This window comes from Pseudomonas stagnisoli, assembly GCF_048595745.1.
Lineage (GTDB): Bacteria > Pseudomonadota > Gammaproteobacteria > Pseudomonadales > Pseudomonadaceae > Aquipseudomonas > Aquipseudomonas alcaligenes_A.
In genome coordinates this window covers 3,947,891-3,968,903 of sequence record NZ_CP184361.1, presented here as the reverse complement: position 1 = coordinate 3,968,903, position 21,013 = coordinate 3,947,891, and the positions used below count along the sequence as shown (strand labels likewise).

Below are 21,013 nucleotides of genomic sequence, written 5' to 3'. Positions count from 1 at the left end.
GGCGGCACACACCACCGAGGAAAAAGCGATGAAAGCCGATACCCATCCGCAGTACGAAGAAATGGTTGCAACCTGCAGCTGTGGCAACGTGATCAAGACCCGTTCCACCCTGTGCAAGCCGATGAACCTGGACGTGTGCTCCGAGTGCCACCCGTTCTACACCGGCAAGCAGAAGATGCTGGACACCGGCGGCCGTATCGACCGCTTCAAGCAGCGTTTCGGCGTGTTCGGCAGCAAGTAAGCCGGATGGTGGCGCAGACCACACTGCTGAAGAAGGCGTCCCTGGTGGGCGCCTTTTTCGTTTCTGTCTGCCTGCAACCGGCGGCATGGGCCTTCTGCCCGCTGCAGCCCGAGCTGCAGGCGCTGCGTGTAGCCAAGGTGGTGGACGGCGACACCCTGCGCCTGGCCGATGGCCGCAGCGTGCGCCTGATCGGTATCAATGCCCCCGAGCGGGCGCGGGACGGGCGCCCGGCCGAGCCTTTCGCCGAGGCGGCGCAGCGCCGCCTGCAGGCGCTGGTAGCGGCCAATGACGGGCGTGTCGGCCTGCGCCTCGGGGCCAAGCCGCGCGATCACTACGGTCGCACCCTGGCGCATGCCTACGACGGCAGCGGCCGCAATCTGGAGGCGCAACTGCTGGCTGAGGGCTTGGGATTTCGCGTGGCCTTCGAGCCGGCCAATGGACTCGAGGCCTGCCAGCGCGACGCAGAGACCGAGGCGCGGGCGCGTCAGCTAGGGCTGTGGCAGCAGGTGCAGTGGATCAGTCCGTTCGACCTGCGCCGTGGCGGTTTTGCCCTGGTGCGCGGTCGCATCGAAACGGTCCAGCGCAATCGCGGCGGGCTGTGGCTGGAGATGGAAGGGCCGCTGGTGCTGCGCGTCGAGCCGAAGCTGCTGCGTCACTTCGATGCGGCGGCCCTGCAGCGCCTGGTCGGGCGTGAGGTCGAGGCGCGCGGCTGGGTCATCGACCGTTCCCGGCGCGGCGGCCTGCAGGCTGATCAGGCGCGCTGGCTGTTGCCGCTGACGCATGCGGCCATGCTGGAGGTGTTGCCATGATCTGGCGCCTGTTGCTGCTGTCGCTTCTGCTGTTCCAGCTCGCTGGTTGTGCGGTCAACCCGGCCACCGGCAAGACCGATTTCGTGATGATGAGCGAGCAGCAGGAGATCGAGCTGGGGCGCAACTACGCCCAGGAGATCGCCAAGCAGTACCCGCGCTACGCCGACGAGAAGCTGCAGGCCTATGTGCAGCGGGTTGGCGAGCGTGTTGCCCGCTATGGCCATCGCAGCCACCTGCGCTATAGCTTCACGGTGGTCGACAGTCCGGAGATCAACGCCTTCGCCATTCCGGGCGGGCACATCTACATCCACCGCGGGCTCATGGCCTACCTCGGCTCCGAGGCGGAGCTGGCCGCTGTGCTTGGCCATGAGGTCGGTCACGTTACCGCGCGCCACAGCGTGCGCCAGCAGAGCCAGTCCGCCGCCTGGAACATCCTCGGTCAGGCCGTGGCCATCGGCACTGGCGTCGGCGCGGCCGGCGACGTCACCAGTGCGCTGGGGACTGCCCTGGTGCGTGGCTACGGTCGCGACATGGAGCTGGAGGCCGACGGCTTCGGCGCTCAGTACCTGGCGCGCAGCGGCTACGACCCGCAGGCGATGATCGAAGTGGTCAAGGTGTTGAAGAACCAGGAAGACTTCGCGCGCGCCGAGGCGCAGGCGCGCGGGCAGGACGTGGCGCCGAGCGGCTACCATGGCCTGTTCGACACGCACCCGGACAACGATACTCGCCTGCGTCAGGTCGTCGCTGCCGCCACGCCGCTGGCCACAGGGCAGGGTGAGGTGGGGCGCGAAACCTACCTGAAGATGATCGACGGCATGCCATTCGGTGACTCCACCGAGGCCGGCGTGCGCCGTGGTCAGCGCTTCTATCATGTCGGCCTGGATTTCACCCTGGCCTTTCCGCAGGGCTGGGAACTGATCAATCGGCCCGACGCGCTGATCGTCCATCGCGCCGACGAGCAGGCCTTTCTGGTCATGAGCCTGGAAGGGTTGCCGGGTGGCGGCGGCTCGCAGGCGTTCATTCGTCAGCGTACCGGTGGTCGTGGTCTGGCAGCCCAGCAGAGCTTCGTCCAGAACGGTCTGGACGTGACCACCGGTGTGCTGCCGGGGCGTGATGCCAAGCGGATTGCGGTGGTGGCGCGTGGACAGCAGGCATTTCTGTTCGTCGGCGCGGTGAAGGGGCGTGCCTCGCTGGAGGCGGCCGACGAGCAGTTCATGGCGGTGATCCGCAGTTTCCGTCCGTTGCAGGTCGATGAACGAGCCTTGGGCCAGTCCCGGCGCCTGCAGCTGGTGCGCTTCAAGGCGGGACAGAGCCTGGAGGAGTTGAGTCGGCAGATGGGTGGGGAAGGTGACCCGCTGCAGCGCTTGCGTCTGCTTAATGGTCTGTATCCGACCGGTCAGCCACTTCCTGGCGATTGGCTCAAAGTGGTCCGCTGAGGCGCTGCGAGCCCCGGCCTTGTGGGCCTCGGTCATCTTGCGTATGCTCGCTCGCCTGCCTTTCACAGCAAAGCGGAAATAGCCGAAATGTCCGATCTGAAAACTGCCGCTCTCGAGTATCACGCTCAGCCCCGTCCGGGAAAGCTCAGCGTCGAACTGACCAAGCCCACCGTCACTGCCCGTGACCTTGCCCTGGCCTACAGCCCAGGTGTGGCTGAGCCGGTACGCGAGATCGCCCGTGACGCCGAACTGGCCTACCGCTACACCGGCAAGGGCAATCTGGTGGCAGTGATTTCCGACGGCACCGCCATTCTCGGCCTGGGCAACCTCGGCCCGCTGGCGTCCAAGCCGGTGATGGAAGGCAAAGGTGTGCTGTTCAAGCGTTTCGCCGGTATCGACGTGTTCGATATCGAGGTCGATGCCGAGAGCCCGCAAGCCTTCATCGATACCGTCAAGCGTATCTCCATCACCTTCGGTGGTATCAACCTGGAAGACATCAAGGCGCCCGAGTGCTTCGAGATCGAGCGTGCGCTGATCGAACAGTGCGATATTCCGGTGTTCCACGATGACCAGCACGGCACCGCCATCGTCACCGCGGCCGGCATGCTCAATGCTCTGGAAATCGCCGGAAAGACCCTGCCGGAAGCTAAAATCGTCTGCCTCGGCGCCGGCGCGGCCGCCATCTCCTGCATGAAGCTGCTGGTGAGCATGGGTGCCCAGGTCGAGAACATCTTCATGCTCGACCGTAAGGGCGTGATCCACGCCGGTCGTGACGACCTCAACCAGTACAAGGCGGTGTTTGCTCACGCTACCGACAAGCGCAGCCTGTCCGACGCTCTCGACGGTGCCGATGTATTCGTCGGCCTGTCCGGTGCCAACCTGCTGAGCCAGGAAGACCTCAAGCGCATGGCGCCGAACCCGATCGTGTTCGCCTGCTCCAACCCGGACCCGGAAATCAAGCCGGAGTTGGCCCGTGAGGCGCGCCCGGATGTGATCATGGCGACTGGTCGTTCGGACTACCCGAACCAGGTCAACAACGTGCTCGGCTTCCCCTTCATCTTCCGCGGTGCCCTGGACGTACGCGCCACTCGTATCAACGAGGAAATGAAGATCGCCGCCGCCAACGCCCTGCGCGAACTGGCCAAACTGCCGGTACCCAAGGAAGTCTGCGATGCCTATGGCGGCATCGAGCTGAGCTTCGGTCGCGAGTACATCATTCCGAAGCCCATGGATGCGCGCCTGATCACCGTGGTGGCCGATGCCGTGGCCAAGGCGGCGATCGAGAGCGGCGTGGCGACCCTGCCCTACCCGTCGCACTATCCGCTGAAGTCGGTGGATGAGGTGTTCAACGGCTGATCGCCGTTGCAATGAAAAAGCCCCGCGAATGCGGGGCTTTTTTGTGGCTGGGCGAAAGGCCTCAGAACAGGTCGATCGGTGTCGCCTCGTCAGCCGGTAGCGGGCTGCCGGGAATGCCGAGCGCCGGGTCCAGCTCGCTCATCGGAGGCGGCGAGTCCTCGCTCTTGAACAGCTCGAAGTAGGCATCGGGCGAACCGGGCGATGCCGCGCGACCGCTCAGCGGATCGACGCGCAGGCTGAGCAGGCCGGCTGGCTCGGGCGGCAGGTGGTCCGGCTTGTCCTTGAGTGCGGCGCCCATGTAGCTCATCCAGATCGGCAGGGCCACGGTGCCACCGTACTCATGGCGGCCTAGGCTTTCCGGCTGATCGAAACCGACCCAGACGGTGGTCATGTAGTCGGCGTTGTAGCCGGAGAACCAGCTGTCCTTGGACTCGTTGGTGGTGCCGGTCTTGCCTGCCAGATCACCGCGGCCCAGCGCCAGGGCGCGGCGGCCGGTGCCGCGCTTGATCACGTCCTGCAGCATGCTGGTCATGATGTAGGCGGTGCGCTCGTCGATGATCTGCTCGGCCGCTACGGGTTTCACCACTTCGGCATTCGGCTCTTCGAGCAGCAGCGAAGCGTTTTGCTCCTCGACCAGTTGCAGGCGCTCCGGTGTGCGCGGCGGGTTGGCGGTGAACAGGGTCTTGCCGTCGCGGCTTTCGATGCGCTGGATCAGATAGGGCTGGATCTTGCGTCCGCCGTTGGCGAAGACGCTCCAGCCGCCGGCGATTTCCAGCGGGGTCAGGCCTGCGGTACCCAGAGCGAGCGACAGGTTGCGCGGCAGCTCCTGCTTGTTGAAGCCGAAGGCGCTGATGTAGTCGAGTGCATAGTCGATGCCGATCGTCTGCAGGACGCGGATCGATACCAGGTTGCGCGACTTGTACAACGCCTCGCGCAGACGGATCGGGCCGAGGAAGGTGTTGTTGTCGTTCTTCGGGCGCCAGGCTTCTTCCATGCCGGCTTCCTGGAACACGATGGGCGCATCGTTGACCAGGCTGGAAGCGGTGAAGCCGGCGTCCAGCGCTGCGCTGTAGATGAAGGGCTTGAAGCTGGAGCCCGGCTGGCGTTTGGCTTGGGCGGCGCGGTTGTAGTTGCTCTGCTCGAAGGAGAAGCCGCCGACCAGTGCGCGAATGGCGCCGTCCTGCGGGTCGAGTGAGACCAGTGCGCTCTGTGCAGCCGGGATTTGGCGGAACAGCAGGGCGCCGCTCTCCTTGTCCGGCTCGACGCGTACCAGGTCACCGATCTGCGCCACGTCCGCCGGCTTCTGCGGGCGCGGACCCAGGCTATTGGTGTTGAGGAAGGGGCGTGCCCATTTCATGCTGTCCCAGGCGACCGGCTGCTCTTCGCCGTTGCGCAGCAGGACCATGATGCCGCTCTTTTCGACCTGGGTGACGATGGCCGGTTGCAGGCCGCCGATGCTCTTGTGCTTGGCCAGTTCCTGCAGCCAGGCTTCGCGGGTCAGGCCGGGCAGGCGGGTTTCGGGGCCCCGAAAACCGTGGCGTTGATCGTAGGCGATCAGGCCTTCATGCAGTGCGGTGCTGGCGGCGTCCTGCAATTGCGACGGCACCGTGGTGATGACGCGGAAACCTTCGGTATAGGCATCGCTGCCGTAGCGGCCGACCATCTCGGCGCGCGCCATCTCGGCGATGTAGGGGGCATTGAGCTCGATCGGTTGTACGTGGTGGCGGGCGTCGATGGGCTCGGCCAGGGCGGCATCGTAGCGCGCCTTGTCGATGGCGCCGAGTTTGTACATGCGCCCGAGGATCCAGTCGCGACGCTCCATGCTGCGCTGCGGGTTGACCAGCGGATTGTAGCGCGAGGGGGCCTTGGGCAGTCCGGCGATCATCGCCAGCTGGGCCAGGCTGAGGTCGCGGATCGACTTGCCGTAGTAGACCTGAGCCGCAGCCTCGACGCCGTAGGCGCGGTTGCCCAAATAGATCTTGTTGACGTAGAGCTCGAGGATCTCGTTTTTGCTCAGCTCGCGTTCGATTTGTAACGCCAGCAGGATTTCATTGATCTTGCGTGAGAAGCTGCGCTCATTGGTGAGGAAGAAGTTCTTCGCTACCTGCATGGTGATGGTGCTGCCACCGGTCTGGATGTGACCGCTCGCCAATAACTGCGTAGCAGCGCGCACCAGGCTGGTGAAGTCAACGCCATAATGGTTGGCGAAATTGTCGTCCTCGGCGGCCAGCAGGGCCCTGATGAAGTCGGGTGGAATGTCTTCGAAGCGGATCGGTGAGCGACGCATCTCGCCGAATTCGGCGATCAGCTTGCCGTCAGTACTGTAGACACGCAGCGGTATCTGCAGCTGGATGCTGCGCAGCGACTCGACGGAGGGTAGGCCGGGACTAAGATAGAGAAAGGCGCCGCTGAAACTGAGCACCAACCCGCAAAAAACGGCGACACAAGACCACCAGAAAAACTTCAGCAAACGCATCAAGGTTCTTGGAATTCCAGGTAAAAGAATGGGTTAAGTGTTGCGCGGTGCGAAAAGGGGAAAACTGTTCACATTATAAGCGGTTTTTTTGCAGGGGAGCCATTTGCGCTTCTGTCAAGACTGTTATTTAATGTGGAAAAACATAAATAGTCCGTAAGTCTCGGATGCAGATAGGAAATCGGTCGTGCTAGGGCTCTTCAATAAGAAAGCGAACACGCTTCTGGGGATCGACATCAGTTCGACCTCGGTCAAGCTCCTTGAATTGAGTCGCTCCGGAAGCCGCTACAAGGTAGAGGCCTATGCCGTCGAGCCGCTCCCACCCAATGCCGTTGTCGAAAAGAACATCGCCGAGCTGGAAGGGGTCGGTCAGGCCCTTGCTCGCGTTCTAAGCAAGGCAAAAACCAGCGTGCGTACCGCTGCGGTGGCCGTGGCCGGTTCTGCGGTTATCACCAAGACCATCGAAATGGAGGCCGGCCTCAACGATGACGAGCTGGAGAACCAGCTGAAGATCGAGGCCGACCAGTACATCCCTTATCCACTGGAAGAGGTGGCTATCGACTTCGAGGTGCAGGGCCTTTCGGCGCGCAACCCCGAACGAGTCGAAGTCTTGCTGGCTGCCTGCCGTAAAGAAAACGTCGAGGTTCGCGAGGCGGCTCTTGGGCTCGCCGGTGTAACGGCCAAGGTCGTCGATGTGGAAGCCTATGCGCTCGAGCGTGCCTATGCCTTGCTTGAGTCCCAGCTCGGCGGCAGCGTCGATGAGCTGACGGTCGCCGTGGTCGATATCGGTGCCACCATGACCACCCTGAGCGTGCTGCACAATGGCCGCACGATCTATACCCGGGAGCAGCTGTTCGGTGGGCGCCAGCTGACTGAAGAGATCCAGCGTCGCTACGGTCTCTCCGTCGAGGAGGCCGGTCTGGCCAAAAAACAGGGTGGCCTGCCGGATGACTACGAAAGCGAGGTGCTGCAGCCCTTCAAGGAAGCGGTCGTGCAGCAGGTTTCGCGTTCGCTGCAATTCTTCTTCGCGGCCGGCCAGTTCAATGATGTCGATTACATCCTGCTGGCAGGTGGTACGGCCTCGATTCCTGATCTGGATCGCATGATTCAACAGAAGATTGGTACTCCTACCCTGGTAGCCAACCCCTTCGCCGATATGGCGCTGGGTAGCAAAGTCAATGCCGGAGCCCTGGCTAGCGATGCCCCGTCCTTGATGATTGCCTGTGGCCTGGCGATGAGGAGTTTTGACTGATGGCGCGGATCAACTTACTTCCATGGCGGGAGCAATTGCGCGAAGAGCGCAAGCAGCGCTTCTTGGTCGCCCTTGGCGGGACGCTTGCTATTGCGGCTGGCTTGGTCTTTATGGCGGGTCAATACCTTAACGGCGCAATTGAACAGCAGAATGCTCGAAATGAGTTCCTTAAGAAAGAGATAGCTGTTCTGGATGAGCGGATTAAGGCGATTAAGGAGCTGAAAGAAAGGCGCGCGCAATTACTTGAGCGAATGAAAATCATTCAGGATTTGCAGGGTAACAGGCCAGTAATTGGGCATGTTTTTGATCAGTTAGTGCGTACTCTTCCCGATGGCGTCTACTTCACCGGCCTTAAACGAACTGATAAAAGCATTGCGGTTGTTGGGGCGGCGGAGTCGAATAATAGAGTGTCGAGCCTGATGCGTAATCTTGACGCATCTGAGTGGTTGGTTGCCCCAACTCTGACTGAGGTTAAGGCTGTCACCGCGGGCGCAATTGATCAGGCAAATGTCTTCCAGCTAACGGTTCAGCAGACTCAGCCGGGTGAAGATGCAGGTGCTGCGTCCGTCAAAGGGGCGCAGGGTACGGTAAAAGATGCAAAAAATGGTGGTAATAAACCATGAGCCTAGCCGAAGCAATCGAGTCGCTGAAAAAGGTCGATCTCGCCGAACTCGACCTTAATAACCTGGGTGCTTGGCCTGCTGCGGTTAAGGTCATTACATGCTGTGTTCTGCTAATTCTGGCAATCGCTCTTGGTTATAACTTCTATCTCAAGGATCTTCAGGATGGGCTGGAGCAGCAGCGAGTCGAGGAGCAGTCTTTAAAAGACCAATTTGCTGCTAAAGCTTTTCAAGCGGCCAATCTGGATGCCTACAAGGCCCAAATGGCAGAAATGGAAGAGTCTTTTGGTTCGTTGTTGCGTCAGCTGCCCAGTGACACGGAAGTTCCCGGGTTGCTGGAGGATATTACGCGTACAGGACTGGGTAGTGGTTTGGAGTTTGAGGAGATCAAGCTGGAGCCTGAAGCGGTTCAGCAGTTTTATATAGAACTTCCAATCCAAATAGCGGTTGTTGGTGGGTACCACGATCTCGCTACTTTTGTCAGTGGCGTGGCCAGCCTTCCTCGAATTGTGACTTTGCATGATTTCGAAATAAAGTCGGTTGAGGATGAGGGGGCTGTCGGCTCATCTAAGCTGCGCATGACCATCCTCGCGAAAACTTACCGTTATAACGACGAGGGGCTTAAGAAATGATAGGGGGGCGGCTATTTTTTATGACCATCTCGGCGCTTGCTCTATCAGGCTGTTTGGGTGGGGATGACTTCTCAGATCTTCAGGCATATATGGATGAGGTGCGCGCACGACCGCAGGGTGCTATCGAGCCGTTGCCAAAGTTTCAACCTTATGAGGCTTTCACATATAGTGCGGCGGCACTTAGAAGCCCCTTTCAGCCGCCTGTTAAGGTTGATATTGCTAGGCAGCAAAAAGGTTCGAAAGATGTAACGCCTGACGAGACCAGGGTCAAGCAGTTCCTTGAAGGCTTCAACATCGAGACCTTTGAGATGGTTGGTACTCTTGCAAGAGATGGCGGTGCCTATGGTTTGGTTCGAGGGGCCGGTGGTGTTCATCGTGTGAAGGTGGGGGATTATCTCGGGCGCAATCATGGGCGCATAGTTTCCGTTGATGAGGCCAAGATAGACGTTATAGAGATCGTACCTGATGGTGAGGGCGGTTGGCTCGAGCGTCCGCGGAGCCTAACTCTAAAAGAGCGTACATAGTCACGGGATCCGTATGAAGAAAAATTACGAAATAGTTAATTGGAGCCGGCTTATGAATAGCGCCTTCTCTCGCGTTGGCATCTCTATAGCTCTAGTGTTTTTTACCTCGCTCGCTGCTGCGGCTGATCTCACAGCTATGAATGTGGCTTCTCTCCCGGGTGACAAGGTGGAGTTGAAGCTGGAGTTTAATGGCCCAATTTCTGCTCCTCGGGGCTACACGATAGAGCAGCCTGCTCGTATTGCTCTGGATTTGCCTGGTGTTGCAAACAAGCTGGGGGTTAGAAATCGTGAGATCGGGGTTGGTAATGCTCGAAGCGTGAGCATTGTCGAGGCCAAGGACCGGACTCGCCTGATTGTAAACCTGTCCACCTTGGTGCCTTATGCAACAAGGGCTGAGGGAAATAACTTGTATGTCGTGGTGGGTGAGGCTGCCTCGTCGGTTGCTAAGGTCAGCTCCGCTCTTGTGCAAGCCCCTGCGGGACCAGCGGTAGTTGCCGGCAAGGCCATACAGGGCGTCGACTTTCAACGAGGTGAACAGGGTGAAGGTAACGTCGTTATTGCTTTGTCGGATGCTTCCGTAACTGCTGATGTTCAGGAGCAGGGCGGGAAGATTCAGTTGTCCTTTGCGAAGACTGCTCTCCCGGACAGCCTGAAGGTGCGTCTCGATGTGAAAGACTTTGCGACTCCTGTTCAGTATGTGAGCGCGTCTGCTCAATCTGATAGGGCTAGTATCAGTATCGAACCGCAGGGCTTTTACGATTATTTGGTTTTCCAGGCTGATAACAAACTGACGGTTAGCGTCAAGCCTTTGTCCTCCGATGATGTGGAGAAACGTAAGCTTGAAAAGTTCGCATACACGGGGGAGAAGCTCTCTCTCAACTTCCAGGATATTGACGTTCGCTCTGTTCTGCAGTTGATTGCTGATTTTACTGATTTGAATTTGGTGGCAAGCGATACCGTTCAGGGCAATATTACGCTGCGTTTGCAAAATGTGCCGTGGGATCAAGCTTTGGATTTGGTGCTTAAGACGCGTGGTCTGGATAAGCGAAAGGTAGGTAATGTGCTGCTTATCGCTCCGGCGGACGAGATTGCTGCACGTGAACGCCAGGAGCTAGAGGCTCAAAATCAGATCGCGGAGCTTGCGCCATTGCGGCGTGAGCTGATTCAGGTTAATTACGCCAAGGCTTCGGATATTGCTGCGCTCTTTCAATCTGTTGCTGGTATATCTGGTGAGGGAGAGGGGGCTGATTCCGAGCGGGGTTCGGTGACCGTTGATGATCGAACTAACAGTATTATTGCCTACCAAACGCAAGATAAGTTGGACGAGTTGCGCCGTATTGTTGCTCAGTTGGATATTCCCGTTCGCCAGGTTTTAATCGAGGCTCGCCTTGTTGAGGCGAGTGTCGGTTACGATAAGAGCTTGGGTGTGCGTTGGGGCGGTGCCGTAAGCAATGGTAAGTGGAGCGCTTATGGTAAAGATGGCTCTCAAGGTTTGACGGATGATGAAGATCGCAGTTGTGGGCCGTTTGCTGGCGGCTGTACGCTCCCGACGACAGAGGATGATGGCGGTTCGCCTGTGCCTTTTGTAGATCTCGGCGCGAATGCCGCTACATCTGGTATTGGAATAGGTTTTTTGACTGACAATGCTATTTTGGACCTGCAGTTGTCTGCGATGGAAAAGACTGGCAACGGAGAGGTCATTTCTCAGCCGAAGGTGGTTACCTCGGATAAAGAAACTGCCAAGATATTGAAGGGTACTGAGGTCCCTTACCAGGAGTCGAGCTCAAGCGGTGCCACGACAGTCTCCTTCAAAGAGGCTGCGCTTTCCTTGGAGGTTACGCCTCAGATTACTCCTGATAATCGTATTATCATGGAGGTTAAGGTCAATAAGGATGAGCCGGACTATGAGAATGCAGTTCTAGGTGTTCCTCCTATTAAGAAGAATGAGGTTAACGCCAAGGTTTTGGTTAATGATGGAGAGACAATCGTAATTGGTGGTGTTTTCTCAAATACTCAGAGCAAGAGTGTCGAGAAAGTGCCTCTTCTGGGTGACATTCCATACTTGGGGCGTCTTTTCCGTCGGGATACGGTTACTGATACTAAGAATGAGCTTCTTGTGTTCGTAACGCCGCGGATCATGAACAACCAGTCAATCGCGGTAAGCAACTGATAGTGCAAAACGTAATCCTGGTAGGCCCGATGGGGGCTGGCAAGAGCACCATCGGGCGGTTGTTGGCCAAAGAGCTGAGGCTGCACTTCAAGGATTCAGATAAGGAAATCGAGCAGCGAACCGGTGCCGATATCCCCTGGATATTCGATGTGGAGGGTGAGCAGGGTTTCCGCGAGCGCGAGCAATCGATGGTCGTGGAGCTCTGCGAACTTGATGGCGTGGTGATTGCCACGGGTGGTGGCGTGGTGCTGCGGCCCGAGAATCGCCAGGCCCTGCGTGCCGGGGGGCGGGTGGTGTACCTGCATGCCTCTGTCGAGCAGCAGCTGGAACGCACTTCCCGGGATCGTAACCGTCCGCTGTTGCGCAATGCCGAGCCTGGCAAGGTGCTGCGCAACCTGATGGAGATTCGCGATCCTCTCTACCGTGAGATCGCCGATATCATTATCGAGACGGATGAGCGCCCGCCGCGGCTGGTCGTGCAAGAAATCGTCGATCGCCTCAAGGCGTTGCCTCCCCGTTAAAGAGCGGGCCCATCTGCGTTATCCTACGCCCTTTATGTTCGGGGGCTTCATGCAGACTCTTACCGTCGATCTTGGCGACCGCAGCTATCCCATCTACATCGGTGAGGGGCTGCTGGCTCGTCCAGAGTTGTTCAAGTCGCACCTTGCCGGTCGCCAGGTGGCTATCGTCACCAATGAGACCGTCGCTCCTCTCTATCTGGATCTGGTGAAACAATCGCTGTCGGGGCAGGACATTGCAACTGTGATTCTGCCAGATGGCGAGGTATTCAAGACCTGGGAAACGTTGCAGTTGATCTTCGACGGTCTGCTGCAGGCTCGTCATGATCGCAAGACCACAATCATTGCCCTCGGTGGCGGCGTGGTGGGTGACATGGCGGGATTCGCTGCGGCCTGTTACCAGCGGGGCGTCGATTTCATTCAGGTCCCTACCACGCTGCTGTCTCAGGTTGATTCGTCGGTAGGCGGCAAGACCGGCATTAACCACCCGCTTGGCAAGAACATGGTCGGAGCCTTCTACCAGCCGAACGCGGTGATCATCGACACGACCGTGCTGAATACCCTTCCAGCCAAGGAGTTGTCAGCGGGTTTGGCTGAGGTGATCAAGTACGGCCTGATCTGTGATCTGCAGTTCCTCGGTTGGCTGGAGGAGCATGTCGAGTCTCTGCGTGAACTCCAGCCTGCCGCCCTGATCGAAGCCATCCAGCGCTCCTGTGCCGCCAAGGCGCGAGTGGTGGGGGCTGATGAACGTGAGTCCGGGCTGCGCGCCATCCTCAACCTGGGGCATACCTTTGGCCATGCCATCGAGACGCACATGGGCTACGGCGAGTGGCTGCACGGCGAGGCGGTGGCGGCCGGTACGGTCATGGCGCTGGAAATGTCGTCGCGTCTGGGTTGGATCTCTGGCGCTGAGCGCGACCGTGGCATCCGCCTGCTGGTACGCGCCGGGCTGCCGGTGGTGCCGCCTGCCGAAATGCGTCCCGAGGATTTTATCGAGCATATGGCGGTCGACAAGAAGGTGCTCGATGGCCGCCTGCGGCTGGTGTTGCTGAAAGGCCTCGGTGAGGCCGTGATTACCGATGACTTCCCGCGGGAAGTCCTGGATGCCACGCTGCGTGCCGATTATCGCGCGTTGCTGGCTCAGCTTGGAGAATAAGAGAGCTACATGAGCAGTCTGCACGCCGACGAGGCCTTTCTCGCGCACTACCAGTTCAGTCATGACCCCTTCGCTGCGCGGGTGCCGGGCTTCCGTTTCTTTCCTGCCCAGCGCAAGCCAGTGCTGGGCCAGCTCCATCATCTGGCGCGCTACAGTCAGCTGCTGCTGGTCGTGACCGGCCCGCATGGCAGCGGCAAGACGCTGCTGCGCCAGGCGCTGGTGGCCAGCACCAACAAGCAGTCGGTGCAGTCGGTGGTGATTTCCGCGCGCGGCGCCGGTGATGTCGGTGGTGTGCTGCGCCAGGTGGCCCAGGGGTTGGGCATGCAGCAGATGGATGTGCGCAGCATTCTGGCGCAGGTGTCCCAGCTGGCGCTGACTGGGCAGGAGGTGTACCTGCTGGTCGACGATGCCGAGCAGTTGGCCGATGCTGCGCTTGATGCGCTGTTCACGCTGGCGGCTGGCAATGCCGATGGTCGTCCGCACGTTTTCCTGTTTGCCGAGAGCGATATCCTGCCGCGGCTGGAGCTGTTGGCCGATGGCGAGGAGCGTTTCCATGTCATTGAGCTGCTGCCCTACAGCGAAGACGAGACTCGCGAGTATCTTGCTCAGCGCCTTGATGGTGCGGGTCAGGGTATTGATCTGCTGAGCGATGATCAGGTCACTGACATCCATCTGAGCTCTGGTGGCTGGCCTGGCGCGATCAATCAGGCGGCGCGCGAGGTGTTGGTCGAGGCCATGCTGGCCAGTCGCGCCAGTGGCGCGGCGGCGGCCGGTGGAGGTCTGCCGAAGAAGCATCTGCTCGCGGTCGCGGTTGTTGCGGTTGCGCTGGGGGCTGCGTGGCTGATGCAGGGGCGTACGGAAAGTACGCCGCCCATGGTGACCGAGAAGCCGATCGAGCTGGTGCCGCAAGGCGCTGTTCCTGCTCCAGCCGAACCCGGTAAGCCCGTGGCGCAGGCTGCGGTGCCGGGGCAGGGGGCTGCCGTTGAGTTCAGTGGCACCAGTCAGCCGTTGCCGTTGCCGTTGGTGGGCGAGGCGCAGCCGGTGATTCGCGAGCCGTTGGCGCAGGCCTCCGGCATGCAGGAAGGTGAGGAAGGCGGTGTTGCCGAAACGCAGGCGCCGGTGCCGGCAGTAGCACCGTCCGCGCCCGTGGTAACTCCGGTTCCGGTCAGTGCGCCTGTGGTGCCGACCGTGGCCAGTGCGCCGCCGGCGCAGGCGGTTGCGCCCAAACCTGTGTCCGTTCAGGCGCCGGCGCAACCCGTTGCTGCGGCCAAGCCGGTGGCGGCGGCCCCGGCGCCGAAACCAGCGGTGCCCAAGCCGGTCGCGCCCGTGGCCAAGCCTGTTCCTGCTGTTGCCAGTGTGGCTCCGGCGCCTGGCGGCGAGTGGTATGCCAGTCGCCCCGCGGGCAACTATGCCCTGCAGATCCTGGGCACTCGCTCGGAGAGCAGCGCCAAGGCCTTCGTCAGCAAGAATGGTGGCGAGTACCGCTACTTCAAGAAGTTGCACCAGGGGCAACCGCTTTACGTGGTGACCTATGGTCAGTTCTCCAGTCGCGCTGCCGCTCAGGCGGCCATCAAGTCGCTGCCGGCCGCCGTTCAGGCTGGCAAGCCCTGGCCGCGCAGCTTCGCCAGCATCCAGCAGGAAGCCGTGCGAGCCCGCTAAGAGGCGCGTGAATCGCCTTTCAATTGGTGACCGGCGGGTCCTAGCACGGGCCTCCGGTCGCCGCCTTTCGCCCAGGCGACAGAAGTTTTCATTTGGCCGTCACAAAAATTTGTGAGGGCCAGGGTCGCTATGTAAAATGACCCCCCTTTGCCTGCGCCAAGCTGGGGCACAGCCCTGCGCGGCCGGCAGCTAGGTCGATGAATTAGAAAGCAATTTGCCTCCACGAGGCAGCCTGGTGAGAGTGTCTATGAAAGCAGGTCTGTACCATCCTGATCAGTTCAAGGATAACTGCGGCTTCGGCTTGATTGCCCACATGCAGGGCGAGGCAAGCCATCACTTGCTGAAGACCGCCATTGAAGCCCTGACCTGCATGACCCACCGCGGCGGTATTAACGCCGACGGCAAGACCGGTGACGGTTGTGGTCTGTTGATTCAGAAGCCCGATCTGTTCCTGCGCGCCATTGCCAAGGAACAATTCGGCCGTGAACTGCCGCAGCAGTACGCGGTGGGCATGGTGTTCTTCAACCAGGACCCGGCCAAGGCCGAGGCCGCCCGCGCCAACATGAACCGCGAGATCGAGGCCGCCGGCCTGCAGCTTATCGGCTGGCGCAAGGTGCCGGTGGATACCAGCGTGCTCGGCCGCCTGGCCTTGGAGCGCCTGCCGCAGATCGAGCAGGTGTTCATCGGTGGCGAAGGCCTGGACGACCAGCAGTTCGCTATCAAGCTGTTCAGCGCCCGTCGTCGCTCCTCGGTGGCGAACGCCGCCGACACCGACCACTACATTTGCAGCTTCTCGCCGAAGACCATCATCTACAAAGGCCTGATGATGCCGGCGGACCTGCAGCAGTTCTATCCGGACCTCGGTGACGAGCGCCTGCAGACCGCGATCTGCGTGTTCCACCAGCGCTTCTCCACCAACACCCTGCCGAAATGGCCGCTGGCGCAGCCGTTCCGCTTCCTCGCCCACAATGGCGAGATCAACACCATTACCGGCAACCGCAACTGGGCCGTGGCCCGCCGCCTGAAGTTCGCCAACGAGCTGATTCCCGATCTGGAAGAGCTCGGCCCGCTGGTCAACCGCGTCGGCTCCGACTCCTCGAGCATGGACAACATGCTCGAGCTGATGGTCACCGGCGGCATCGACCTGTTCCGCGGCGTGCGCATGATCATCCCGCCGGCCTGGCAGAACATGGAGACCATGGACGCCGACCTGCGCGCGTTCTACGAGTACAACTCCATGCACATGGAGCCGTGGGACGGCCCCGCCGGCGTGGTGCTGACCGACGGTCGTCATGCCGTCTGCCTGCTCGACCGCAACGGCCTGCGCCCGGCGCGCTGGGTCACCACCAAGAACGGCTACATCACCCTCGCGTCGGAAATCGGCGTGTGGGACTACAAGCCGGAAGACGTGATCGCCAAGGGCCGTGTCGGCCCGGGCCAGATCCTCGCGGTGGACACCGAAACCGGCCAGGTGCTGGACACCGATGCCATCGACAACCGCCTGAAGTCGCGCCACCCCTACAAGCAGTGGCTGCGCCAGAACGCCGTGCGCATCCAGGCCAAGCTCGATGACGACCATGGCGTGGCCAGCTACGACGCCGACCAGCTCAAGCAGTACATGAAGATGTTCCAGGTCACCTTCGAGGAGCGTGACCAGGTGCTGCGTCCGCTCGGCGAGCAGGGCCAGGAGGCCGTGGGCTCGATGGGCGACGACACGCCGATGGCGGTGCTGTCGCAGCGCATCCGCTCGCCCTACGACTACTTCCGTCAGCAGTTCGCCCAGGTGACCAACCCGCCGATCGACCCGCTGCGCGAGTCGATCGTCATGTCCCTGGAAATCTGCCTGGGCGCCGAGCGCAACATCTTCGAGGAATCCCCGGCCCACGCCAGCCGCGTCATGCTGAGCAGCCCGGTGATCTCCCCGGCCAAGTGGCGTGCGCTGATGAGCCTGACCACCCCGGGCTTCGAGCGTCACGTCATTGACCTCAACTACGACCCGGCCATCGGCCTGGAAGCCGCGGTGCGCAACATCGCCGACCAGGCCGAGGAAGCCGTGCGTGCCGGCAAGGTGCTGCTGGTCCTCACCGACCGCCACATCGCCCCGGGCAAGCTGCCGGCGCATGCCGCTCTGGCCACCGGCGCCGTGCACCATCGCCTGACCGAGAAGGGCCTGCGTTGCGACTGCAACATCCTGGTCGAGACGGCCACTGCCCGCGACCCGCACCACTTCGCCGTGCTGGTGGGCTTCGGCGCCTCGGCCGTCTACCCCTTCCTGGCCTACGAAGTCCTGGCCGACCTGATCCGCACCGGTGAAGTGCTGGGCGACCTCTACGAGGTGTTCAAGTACTACCGCAAGGGCATCTCCAAGGGCCTGCTGAAGATCCTGTCGAAGATGGGTATCTCCACCATCGCCTCTTATCGCGGCGCCCAGCTGTTCGAGGCCGTCGGCCTGTCCGACGAAGTCACCGGGCTGTGCTTCCGCGGCGTTGCCAGCCGCATTCAGGGCGCGCGCTTCGTCGACATCGAAGACGAGCAGAAGCTCCTGGCCAACGAAGCCTGGAACAACCGCAAGGCCATCCAGCAGGGCGGTCTGCTCAAGTTCGTCTACGGCGGTGAGTACCACGCCTACAACCCGGACGTGGTCAATACCCTGCAGGCCGCCGTGCAGCAGGGCAGCTACGAGAAGTACAAGGAGTACGCGGCGCTGGTCGACCAGCGTCCGGTGTCGATGATCCGCGACCTGCTCAAGCTCAAGCTGGCCGACCAGCCGCTGAGCCTGGATGAGGTCGAGCCGCTGAATGACGTGCTCAAGCGCTTCGACTCCGCCGGCATCTCCCTCGGCGCCCTGTCGCCGGAGGCCCACGAGGCCATCGCCGAGGCGATGAACCGTCTGGGCGCGCGTTCCAACTCCGGCGAGGGCGGCGAAGACCCGGCCCGCTACGGCACCGTGCGCAGCTCCAAGATCAAGCAGGTGGCCACCGGCCGCTTCGGCGTCACTCCGGAATACCTGGTCAACGCCGAAGTGCTGCAGATCAAGGTGGCCCAGGGCGCCAAGCCCGGCGAGGGCGGCCAGCTGCCCGGCGGCAAGGTCAACGGCCTGATTGCCCGTCTGCGCTATGCCGTGCCCGGCGTGACCCTGATCTCGCCGCCGCCGCACCATGACATCTACTCGATCGAGGACCTGTCGCAGCTGATCTTCGACCTCAAGCAGGTCAACCCGGATGCGCTGGTGTCGGTCAAGCTGGTGGCAGAAGCCGGGGTCGGCACCATCGCCGCCGGCGTGGCCAAGGCCTATGCCGACCTGATCACCATCTCCGGCTACGACGGCGGTACCGGCGCATCGCCGATCACCTCCATCAAGTACGCCGGCAGCCCCTGGGAGCTGGGCCTCGCTGAAACTCACCAGACCCTGCGCGGCAACGACCTGCGCGGCAAGGTGCGGGTACAGACCGACGGTGGTCTGAAGACCGGTCTCGACGTGATCAAGGCCGCCATCCTTGGCGCCGAGAGCTTCGGCTTCGGCACCGGCCCGATGGTCGCCCTGGGCTGCAAGTACCTGCGCATCTGCCACCTGAACAACTGCGCCACTGGCGTAGCGACCCAGAACGACAAGCTGCGCAAGGACCACTTCATCGGCACCGTCGAAATGGTGATGAACTACTTCACCTACGTTGCCGAGGACACCCGCGAGTGGCTGGCCAAGCTGGGCGTGCGTAGCCTCGGCGAGCTGATCGGGCGTACCGATCTGCTCGACGTGCTGCCGGGCGAGACCGGCAAGCAGGGCAACCTGGATCTGAGCCCGCTGCTCGGCAGCGACCACATCCCGGCCGACAAGCCGCAGTTCTGCGAAGTCGAGAAGAACCCGCCGTTCGACCAGGGCCTGCTGGCCGAGAAGATGGTCGAGCTGGCCAAGGCTGCCATCGCCGGCAAGACCGGTGGCGAGTTCGAGCTGGACATCTGCAACTGCGACCGTTCCATCGGTGCGCGCGTGTCCGGCGAGATCGCCAAGCAGCACGGCAACCAGGGCATGAAGGACGCGCCGATCACCTTCCGCTTCAAGGGCACCGCAGGCCAGAGCTTCGGCGTATGGAACGCCGGCGGCCTGCACCTGCGCCTGGAGGGTGACGCCAACGACTACGTCGGCAAGGGCATGACCGGTGGCAAGCTGGTGATCACCCCGCCGGCCGGTAGCCCGTTCAAGACCCAGGAGTCGGCCATCGTCGGCAACACCTGTCTGTACGGGGCCACCGGTGGCCGCCTGTTCGCCGCCGGCACCGCTGGCGAGCGTTTCGCCGTGCGCAACTCCGGCGCCCATGCCGTGGTGGAAGGTACTGGCGACCACTGCTGCGAGTACATGACTGGCGGCTTCGTTTGCGTACTGGGCAAGACCGGGGTGAACTTCGGCTCGGGCATGACCGGCGGCTTCGCTTACGTGCTCGACCTGGACAACAGCTTCGTCGACCGCGTCAACCACGAGCTGGTGGAAATCCAGCGCATCAGCAACGAGGCCATGGAGGCCTACCGCAGCCACCTGCGTGAAGTGCTGAGCGAATACGTGGCGGAAACCGCCAGCCCCTGGGGCACTCACCTGCTCGAGAATCTGGAGGATTACCTGCGCAAGTTCTGGCTGGTCAAGCCGAAGGCCGCGAGCCTCGGTTCGCTGCTCTCCAGCACCCGTGCCAATCCGCAATAACGCGCCTGAAGTGGTTTGATGAGGTTTTGAAATGACTGAACGTCTGAACAACGACTTCCAGTTCATCGAGGTCGGGCGCAAGGATCCGAAGAAGAAGCTCCTGCGCCAGCGCAAGAAGGAGTTCGTGGAAATCTACGAACCCTTCAAACCGGCCCAGGCCGCCGACCAGGCACATCGTTGCCTGGGCTGCGGCAACCCGTACTGCGAGTGGAAGTGCCCGGTGCACAACTTCATTCCCAACTGGTTGAAGCTGGTCTCCGAAGGCAACATCCTGGCCGCCGCCGAGCTGAGCCACCAGACCAACACGCTGCCGGAAGTGTGCGGTCGCGTGTGTCCGCAGGATCGTCTGTGCGAGGGCGCCTGTACCCTCAACGACGGCTTCGGTGCGGTGACCATCGGTTCGGTGGAGAAGTACATCACCGACACCGCCTTCGCCATGGGCTGGCGTCCGGACATGTCCAAGGTCAAGCCGACCGGCAAGCGCGTCGCCGTGATCGGCGCCGGCCCTGCCGGCCTGGGCTGCGCCGATGTGCTGGTGCGCAATGGCGTGACCCCGGTGGTGTTCGACAAGAACCCGGAAATCGGTGGCCTGCTGACCTTCGGCATCCCCGAGTTCAAGCTGGAAAAGACCGTGATGAGCCGTCGTCGCGAAGTCTTCACCGGCATGGGCATCGAGTTCCGCCTGAACACCGAGATCGGCAAGGACGTGACCATGCAGCAGCTGCTGGATGAGTACGATGCCGTATTCATGGGCATGGGCACCTACACCTACATGAAGGGTGGTTTCCCGGGCGAAGACCTGCCGGGCGTGACCGACGCGCTGGACTTCCTGATCGCCAACGTCAACCGCAACCTCGGCTTCGAGAAGTCCCCGGAAGACTTCATCGACATGAAGGGCAAGCGCGTGGTCGTGCTCGGCGGCGGCGACACCGCGATGGACTGCAACCGCACCTCCATCCGCCAGGGCGCCAAAGCCGTGACCTGCGCCTACCGTCGTGACGAAGAGAACATGCCGGGCTCGCGCAAGGAAGTGAAGAACGCCAAGGAAGAGGGCGTGAAGTTCCTCTTCAACCGCCAGCCCATCGCCATCGTCGGCGAGGACAAGGTGGAAGGCGTCAAGGTGGTCGAGACCCGTCTCGGCGAGCCGGACGCCCGTGGCCGCCGCAGCCCCGAGCCGATCCCGGGTTCCGAGGAAATCATCCCGGCGGAAGCCGTGCTGATCGCCTTCGGTTTCCGTCCGAGTCCGGCCGCCTGGTTCGCCGACTTCAAGATCGACATCGACAGCCAGGGTCGTGTGGTGGCGCCGGAGAAGAGCCAGTTCAAGCACCAGACCAGCAACCCGAAGATCTTCGCCGGTGGCGACATGGTCCGCGGTTCCGACCTGGTGGTGACGGCAATCTTCGAGGGTCGCAACGCTGCCGAAGGCATCCTCGACTACCTGGGCGTCTGATCGCCTGGGACAAATCGTCGCGAT

15 protein-coding genes are annotated in these 21,013 nt (G+C 61.5%); 14 read left to right on the top strand and 1 reads right to left on the bottom strand.

The window, feature by feature from the left end; translation table 11 throughout:
- The first annotated feature begins 28 nt into the window (after positions 1-28).
- The 4 genes from rpmE (at position 29) to ACOAPY_RS19070 (ending at position 3,842) form a co-directional block, all read left to right on the top strand.
- Positions 29-241, top strand: a complete 213-nt coding sequence (gene rpmE, locus ACOAPY_RS19085) for a 50S ribosomal protein L31 (RefSeq protein ID WP_465154345.1) — start codon at positions 29-31, stop codon at positions 239-241.
- A 5-nt stretch (positions 242-246) separates the two neighbouring features.
- A complete protein-coding gene (locus tag ACOAPY_RS19080) occupies positions 247-1,050 on the top strand; it encodes a thermonuclease family protein (protein ID WP_465154344.1) in 804 nt (267 codons plus the stop codon).
- On the top strand, positions 1,047-2,486 hold the full coding sequence (locus ACOAPY_RS19075) for a M48 family metalloprotease (protein WP_465154343.1): 1,440 nt from the start codon (positions 1,047-1,049) through the stop codon (positions 2,484-2,486). The genes ACOAPY_RS19080 and ACOAPY_RS19075 overlap by 4 nt, the downstream gene beginning before the upstream one ends.
- A gap of 87 nt (positions 2,487-2,573) precedes the next feature.
- Positions 2,574-3,842 carry a malic enzyme-like NAD(P)-binding protein gene (locus ACOAPY_RS19070; protein WP_076424290.1) on the top strand — a complete coding sequence of 423 codons (1,269 nt, stop codon included), beginning with the start codon at positions 2,574-2,576 and terminating at the stop codon, positions 3,840-3,842.
- 61 nt (positions 3,843-3,903) lie between these two features.
- Here the strand turns inward: ACOAPY_RS19070 and ACOAPY_RS19065 are convergent, their stop codons facing one another.
- Positions 3,904-6,318 carry a penicillin-binding protein 1A gene (locus tag ACOAPY_RS19065; protein ID WP_465154342.1) on the bottom strand — a complete coding sequence of 805 codons (2,415 nt, stop codon included), beginning with the start codon at positions 6,316-6,318 and terminating at the stop codon, positions 3,904-3,906.
- Between the two features lie 184 nt (positions 6,319-6,502).
- Here ACOAPY_RS19065 and ACOAPY_RS19060 point away from each other — a divergent pair, with 184 nt between their 5' ends.
- From ACOAPY_RS19060 to ACOAPY_RS19015, 10 genes are all read left to right on the top strand, one after another.
- The gene (locus ACOAPY_RS19060; protein ID WP_076582755.1) at positions 6,503-7,567 is read left to right on the top strand and encodes a pilus assembly protein PilM; all 1,065 of its coding nucleotides are present in this window, start codon (positions 6,503-6,505) and stop codon (positions 7,565-7,567) included.
- Positions 7,567-8,190: a PilN domain-containing protein gene (locus tag ACOAPY_RS19055; protein WP_465154341.1), complete on the top strand. Its 624-nt coding sequence runs from the start codon at positions 7,567-7,569 to the stop codon at positions 8,188-8,190. Before ACOAPY_RS19060 ends, ACOAPY_RS19055 begins: the two co-directional genes overlap by 1 nt.
- Positions 8,187-8,819 carry a type 4a pilus biogenesis protein PilO gene (pilO, locus tag ACOAPY_RS19050; protein WP_465154340.1) on the top strand — a complete coding sequence of 211 codons (633 nt, stop codon included), beginning with the start codon at positions 8,187-8,189 and terminating at the stop codon, positions 8,817-8,819. Before ACOAPY_RS19055 ends, pilO begins: the two co-directional genes overlap by 4 nt.
- Positions 8,820-8,839: 20 nt before the next feature.
- Positions 8,840-9,343, top strand: a complete 504-nt coding sequence (gene pilP / locus ACOAPY_RS19045; protein WP_465154339.1) for a type 4a pilus biogenesis lipoprotein PilP — start codon at positions 8,840-8,842, stop codon at positions 9,341-9,343.
- 52 nt (positions 9,344-9,395) lie between these two features.
- The gene (gene pilQ / locus ACOAPY_RS19040) at positions 9,396-11,513 is read left to right on the top strand and encodes a type IV pilus secretin PilQ (protein WP_465156873.1); all 2,118 of its coding nucleotides are present in this window, start codon (positions 9,396-9,398) and stop codon (positions 11,511-11,513) included.
- A gap of 2 nt (positions 11,514-11,515) precedes the next feature.
- Positions 11,516-12,034, top strand: coding sequence for a shikimate kinase AroK (gene aroK / locus ACOAPY_RS19035; RefSeq protein ID WP_076582766.1), 519 nt, complete (start codon positions 11,516-11,518; stop codon positions 12,032-12,034).
- Between the two features lie 49 nt (positions 12,035-12,083).
- A complete protein-coding gene (gene aroB, locus ACOAPY_RS19030) occupies positions 12,084-13,187 on the top strand; it encodes a 3-dehydroquinate synthase (protein ID WP_465154338.1) in 1,104 nt (367 codons plus the stop codon).
- Positions 13,188-13,196: 9 nt separating this feature from the next.
- Positions 13,197-14,846 (top strand): SPOR domain-containing protein, encoded by a 1,650-nt coding sequence (locus tag ACOAPY_RS19025; RefSeq protein ID WP_465154337.1) that lies wholly within the window; start codon positions 13,197-13,199, stop codon positions 14,844-14,846.
- Between the two features lie 247 nt (positions 14,847-15,093).
- Positions 15,094-19,539 carry a glutamate synthase large subunit gene (gene gltB, locus ACOAPY_RS19020; RefSeq protein WP_465154336.1) on the top strand — a complete coding sequence of 1,482 codons (4,446 nt, stop codon included), beginning with the start codon at positions 15,094-15,096 and terminating at the stop codon, positions 19,537-19,539.
- Positions 19,540-19,570: 31 nt separating this feature from the next.
- Positions 19,571-20,989: an FAD-dependent oxidoreductase gene (locus ACOAPY_RS19015; protein ID WP_076582772.1), complete on the top strand. Its 1,419-nt coding sequence runs from the start codon at positions 19,571-19,573 to the stop codon at positions 20,987-20,989.
- The last annotated feature ends 24 nt before the right edge of the window (positions 20,990-21,013 follow it).

Excerpts from the sequence above, each read along its gene's own strand:
- rpmE (WP_465154345.1), top strand. The coding sequence starts at position 29 with ATGAAAGCCGATACCCATCCGCAGTACGAAGAAATGGTTGCAACCTGC.
- ACOAPY_RS19080 (WP_465154344.1), top strand. The coding sequence starts at position 247 with ATGGTGGCGCAGACCACACTGCTGAAGAAGGCGTCCCTGGTGGGCGCC.
- ACOAPY_RS19075 (WP_465154343.1), top strand. The coding sequence starts at position 1,047 with ATGATCTGGCGCCTGTTGCTGCTGTCGCTTCTGCTGTTCCAGCTCGCT.
- ACOAPY_RS19070 (WP_076424290.1), top strand. The coding sequence starts at position 2,574 with ATGTCCGATCTGAAAACTGCCGCTCTCGAGTATCACGCTCAGCCCCGT.
- ACOAPY_RS19065 (WP_465154342.1), bottom strand. The coding sequence starts at position 6,318 with ATGCGTTTGCTGAAGTTTTTCTGGTGGTCTTGTGTCGCCGTTTTTTGC.
- ACOAPY_RS19055 (WP_465154341.1), top strand. The coding sequence starts at position 7,567 with ATGGCGCGGATCAACTTACTTCCATGGCGGGAGCAATTGCGCGAAGAG.
- pilO (WP_465154340.1), top strand. The coding sequence starts at position 8,187 with ATGAGCCTAGCCGAAGCAATCGAGTCGCTGAAAAAGGTCGATCTCGCC.
- pilP (WP_465154339.1), top strand. The coding sequence starts at position 8,840 with ATGACCATCTCGGCGCTTGCTCTATCAGGCTGTTTGGGTGGGGATGAC.
- pilQ (WP_465156873.1), top strand. The coding sequence starts at position 9,396 with ATGAATAGCGCCTTCTCTCGCGTTGGCATCTCTATAGCTCTAGTGTTT.
- aroB (WP_465154338.1), top strand. The coding sequence starts at position 12,084 with ATGCAGACTCTTACCGTCGATCTTGGCGACCGCAGCTATCCCATCTAC.
- ACOAPY_RS19025 (WP_465154337.1), top strand. The coding sequence starts at position 13,197 with ATGAGCAGTCTGCACGCCGACGAGGCCTTTCTCGCGCACTACCAGTTC.
- gltB (WP_465154336.1), top strand. The coding sequence starts at position 15,094 with ATGAAAGCAGGTCTGTACCATCCTGATCAGTTCAAGGATAACTGCGGC.
- ACOAPY_RS19015 (WP_076582772.1), top strand. The coding sequence starts at position 19,571 with ATGACTGAACGTCTGAACAACGACTTCCAGTTCATCGAGGTCGGGCGC.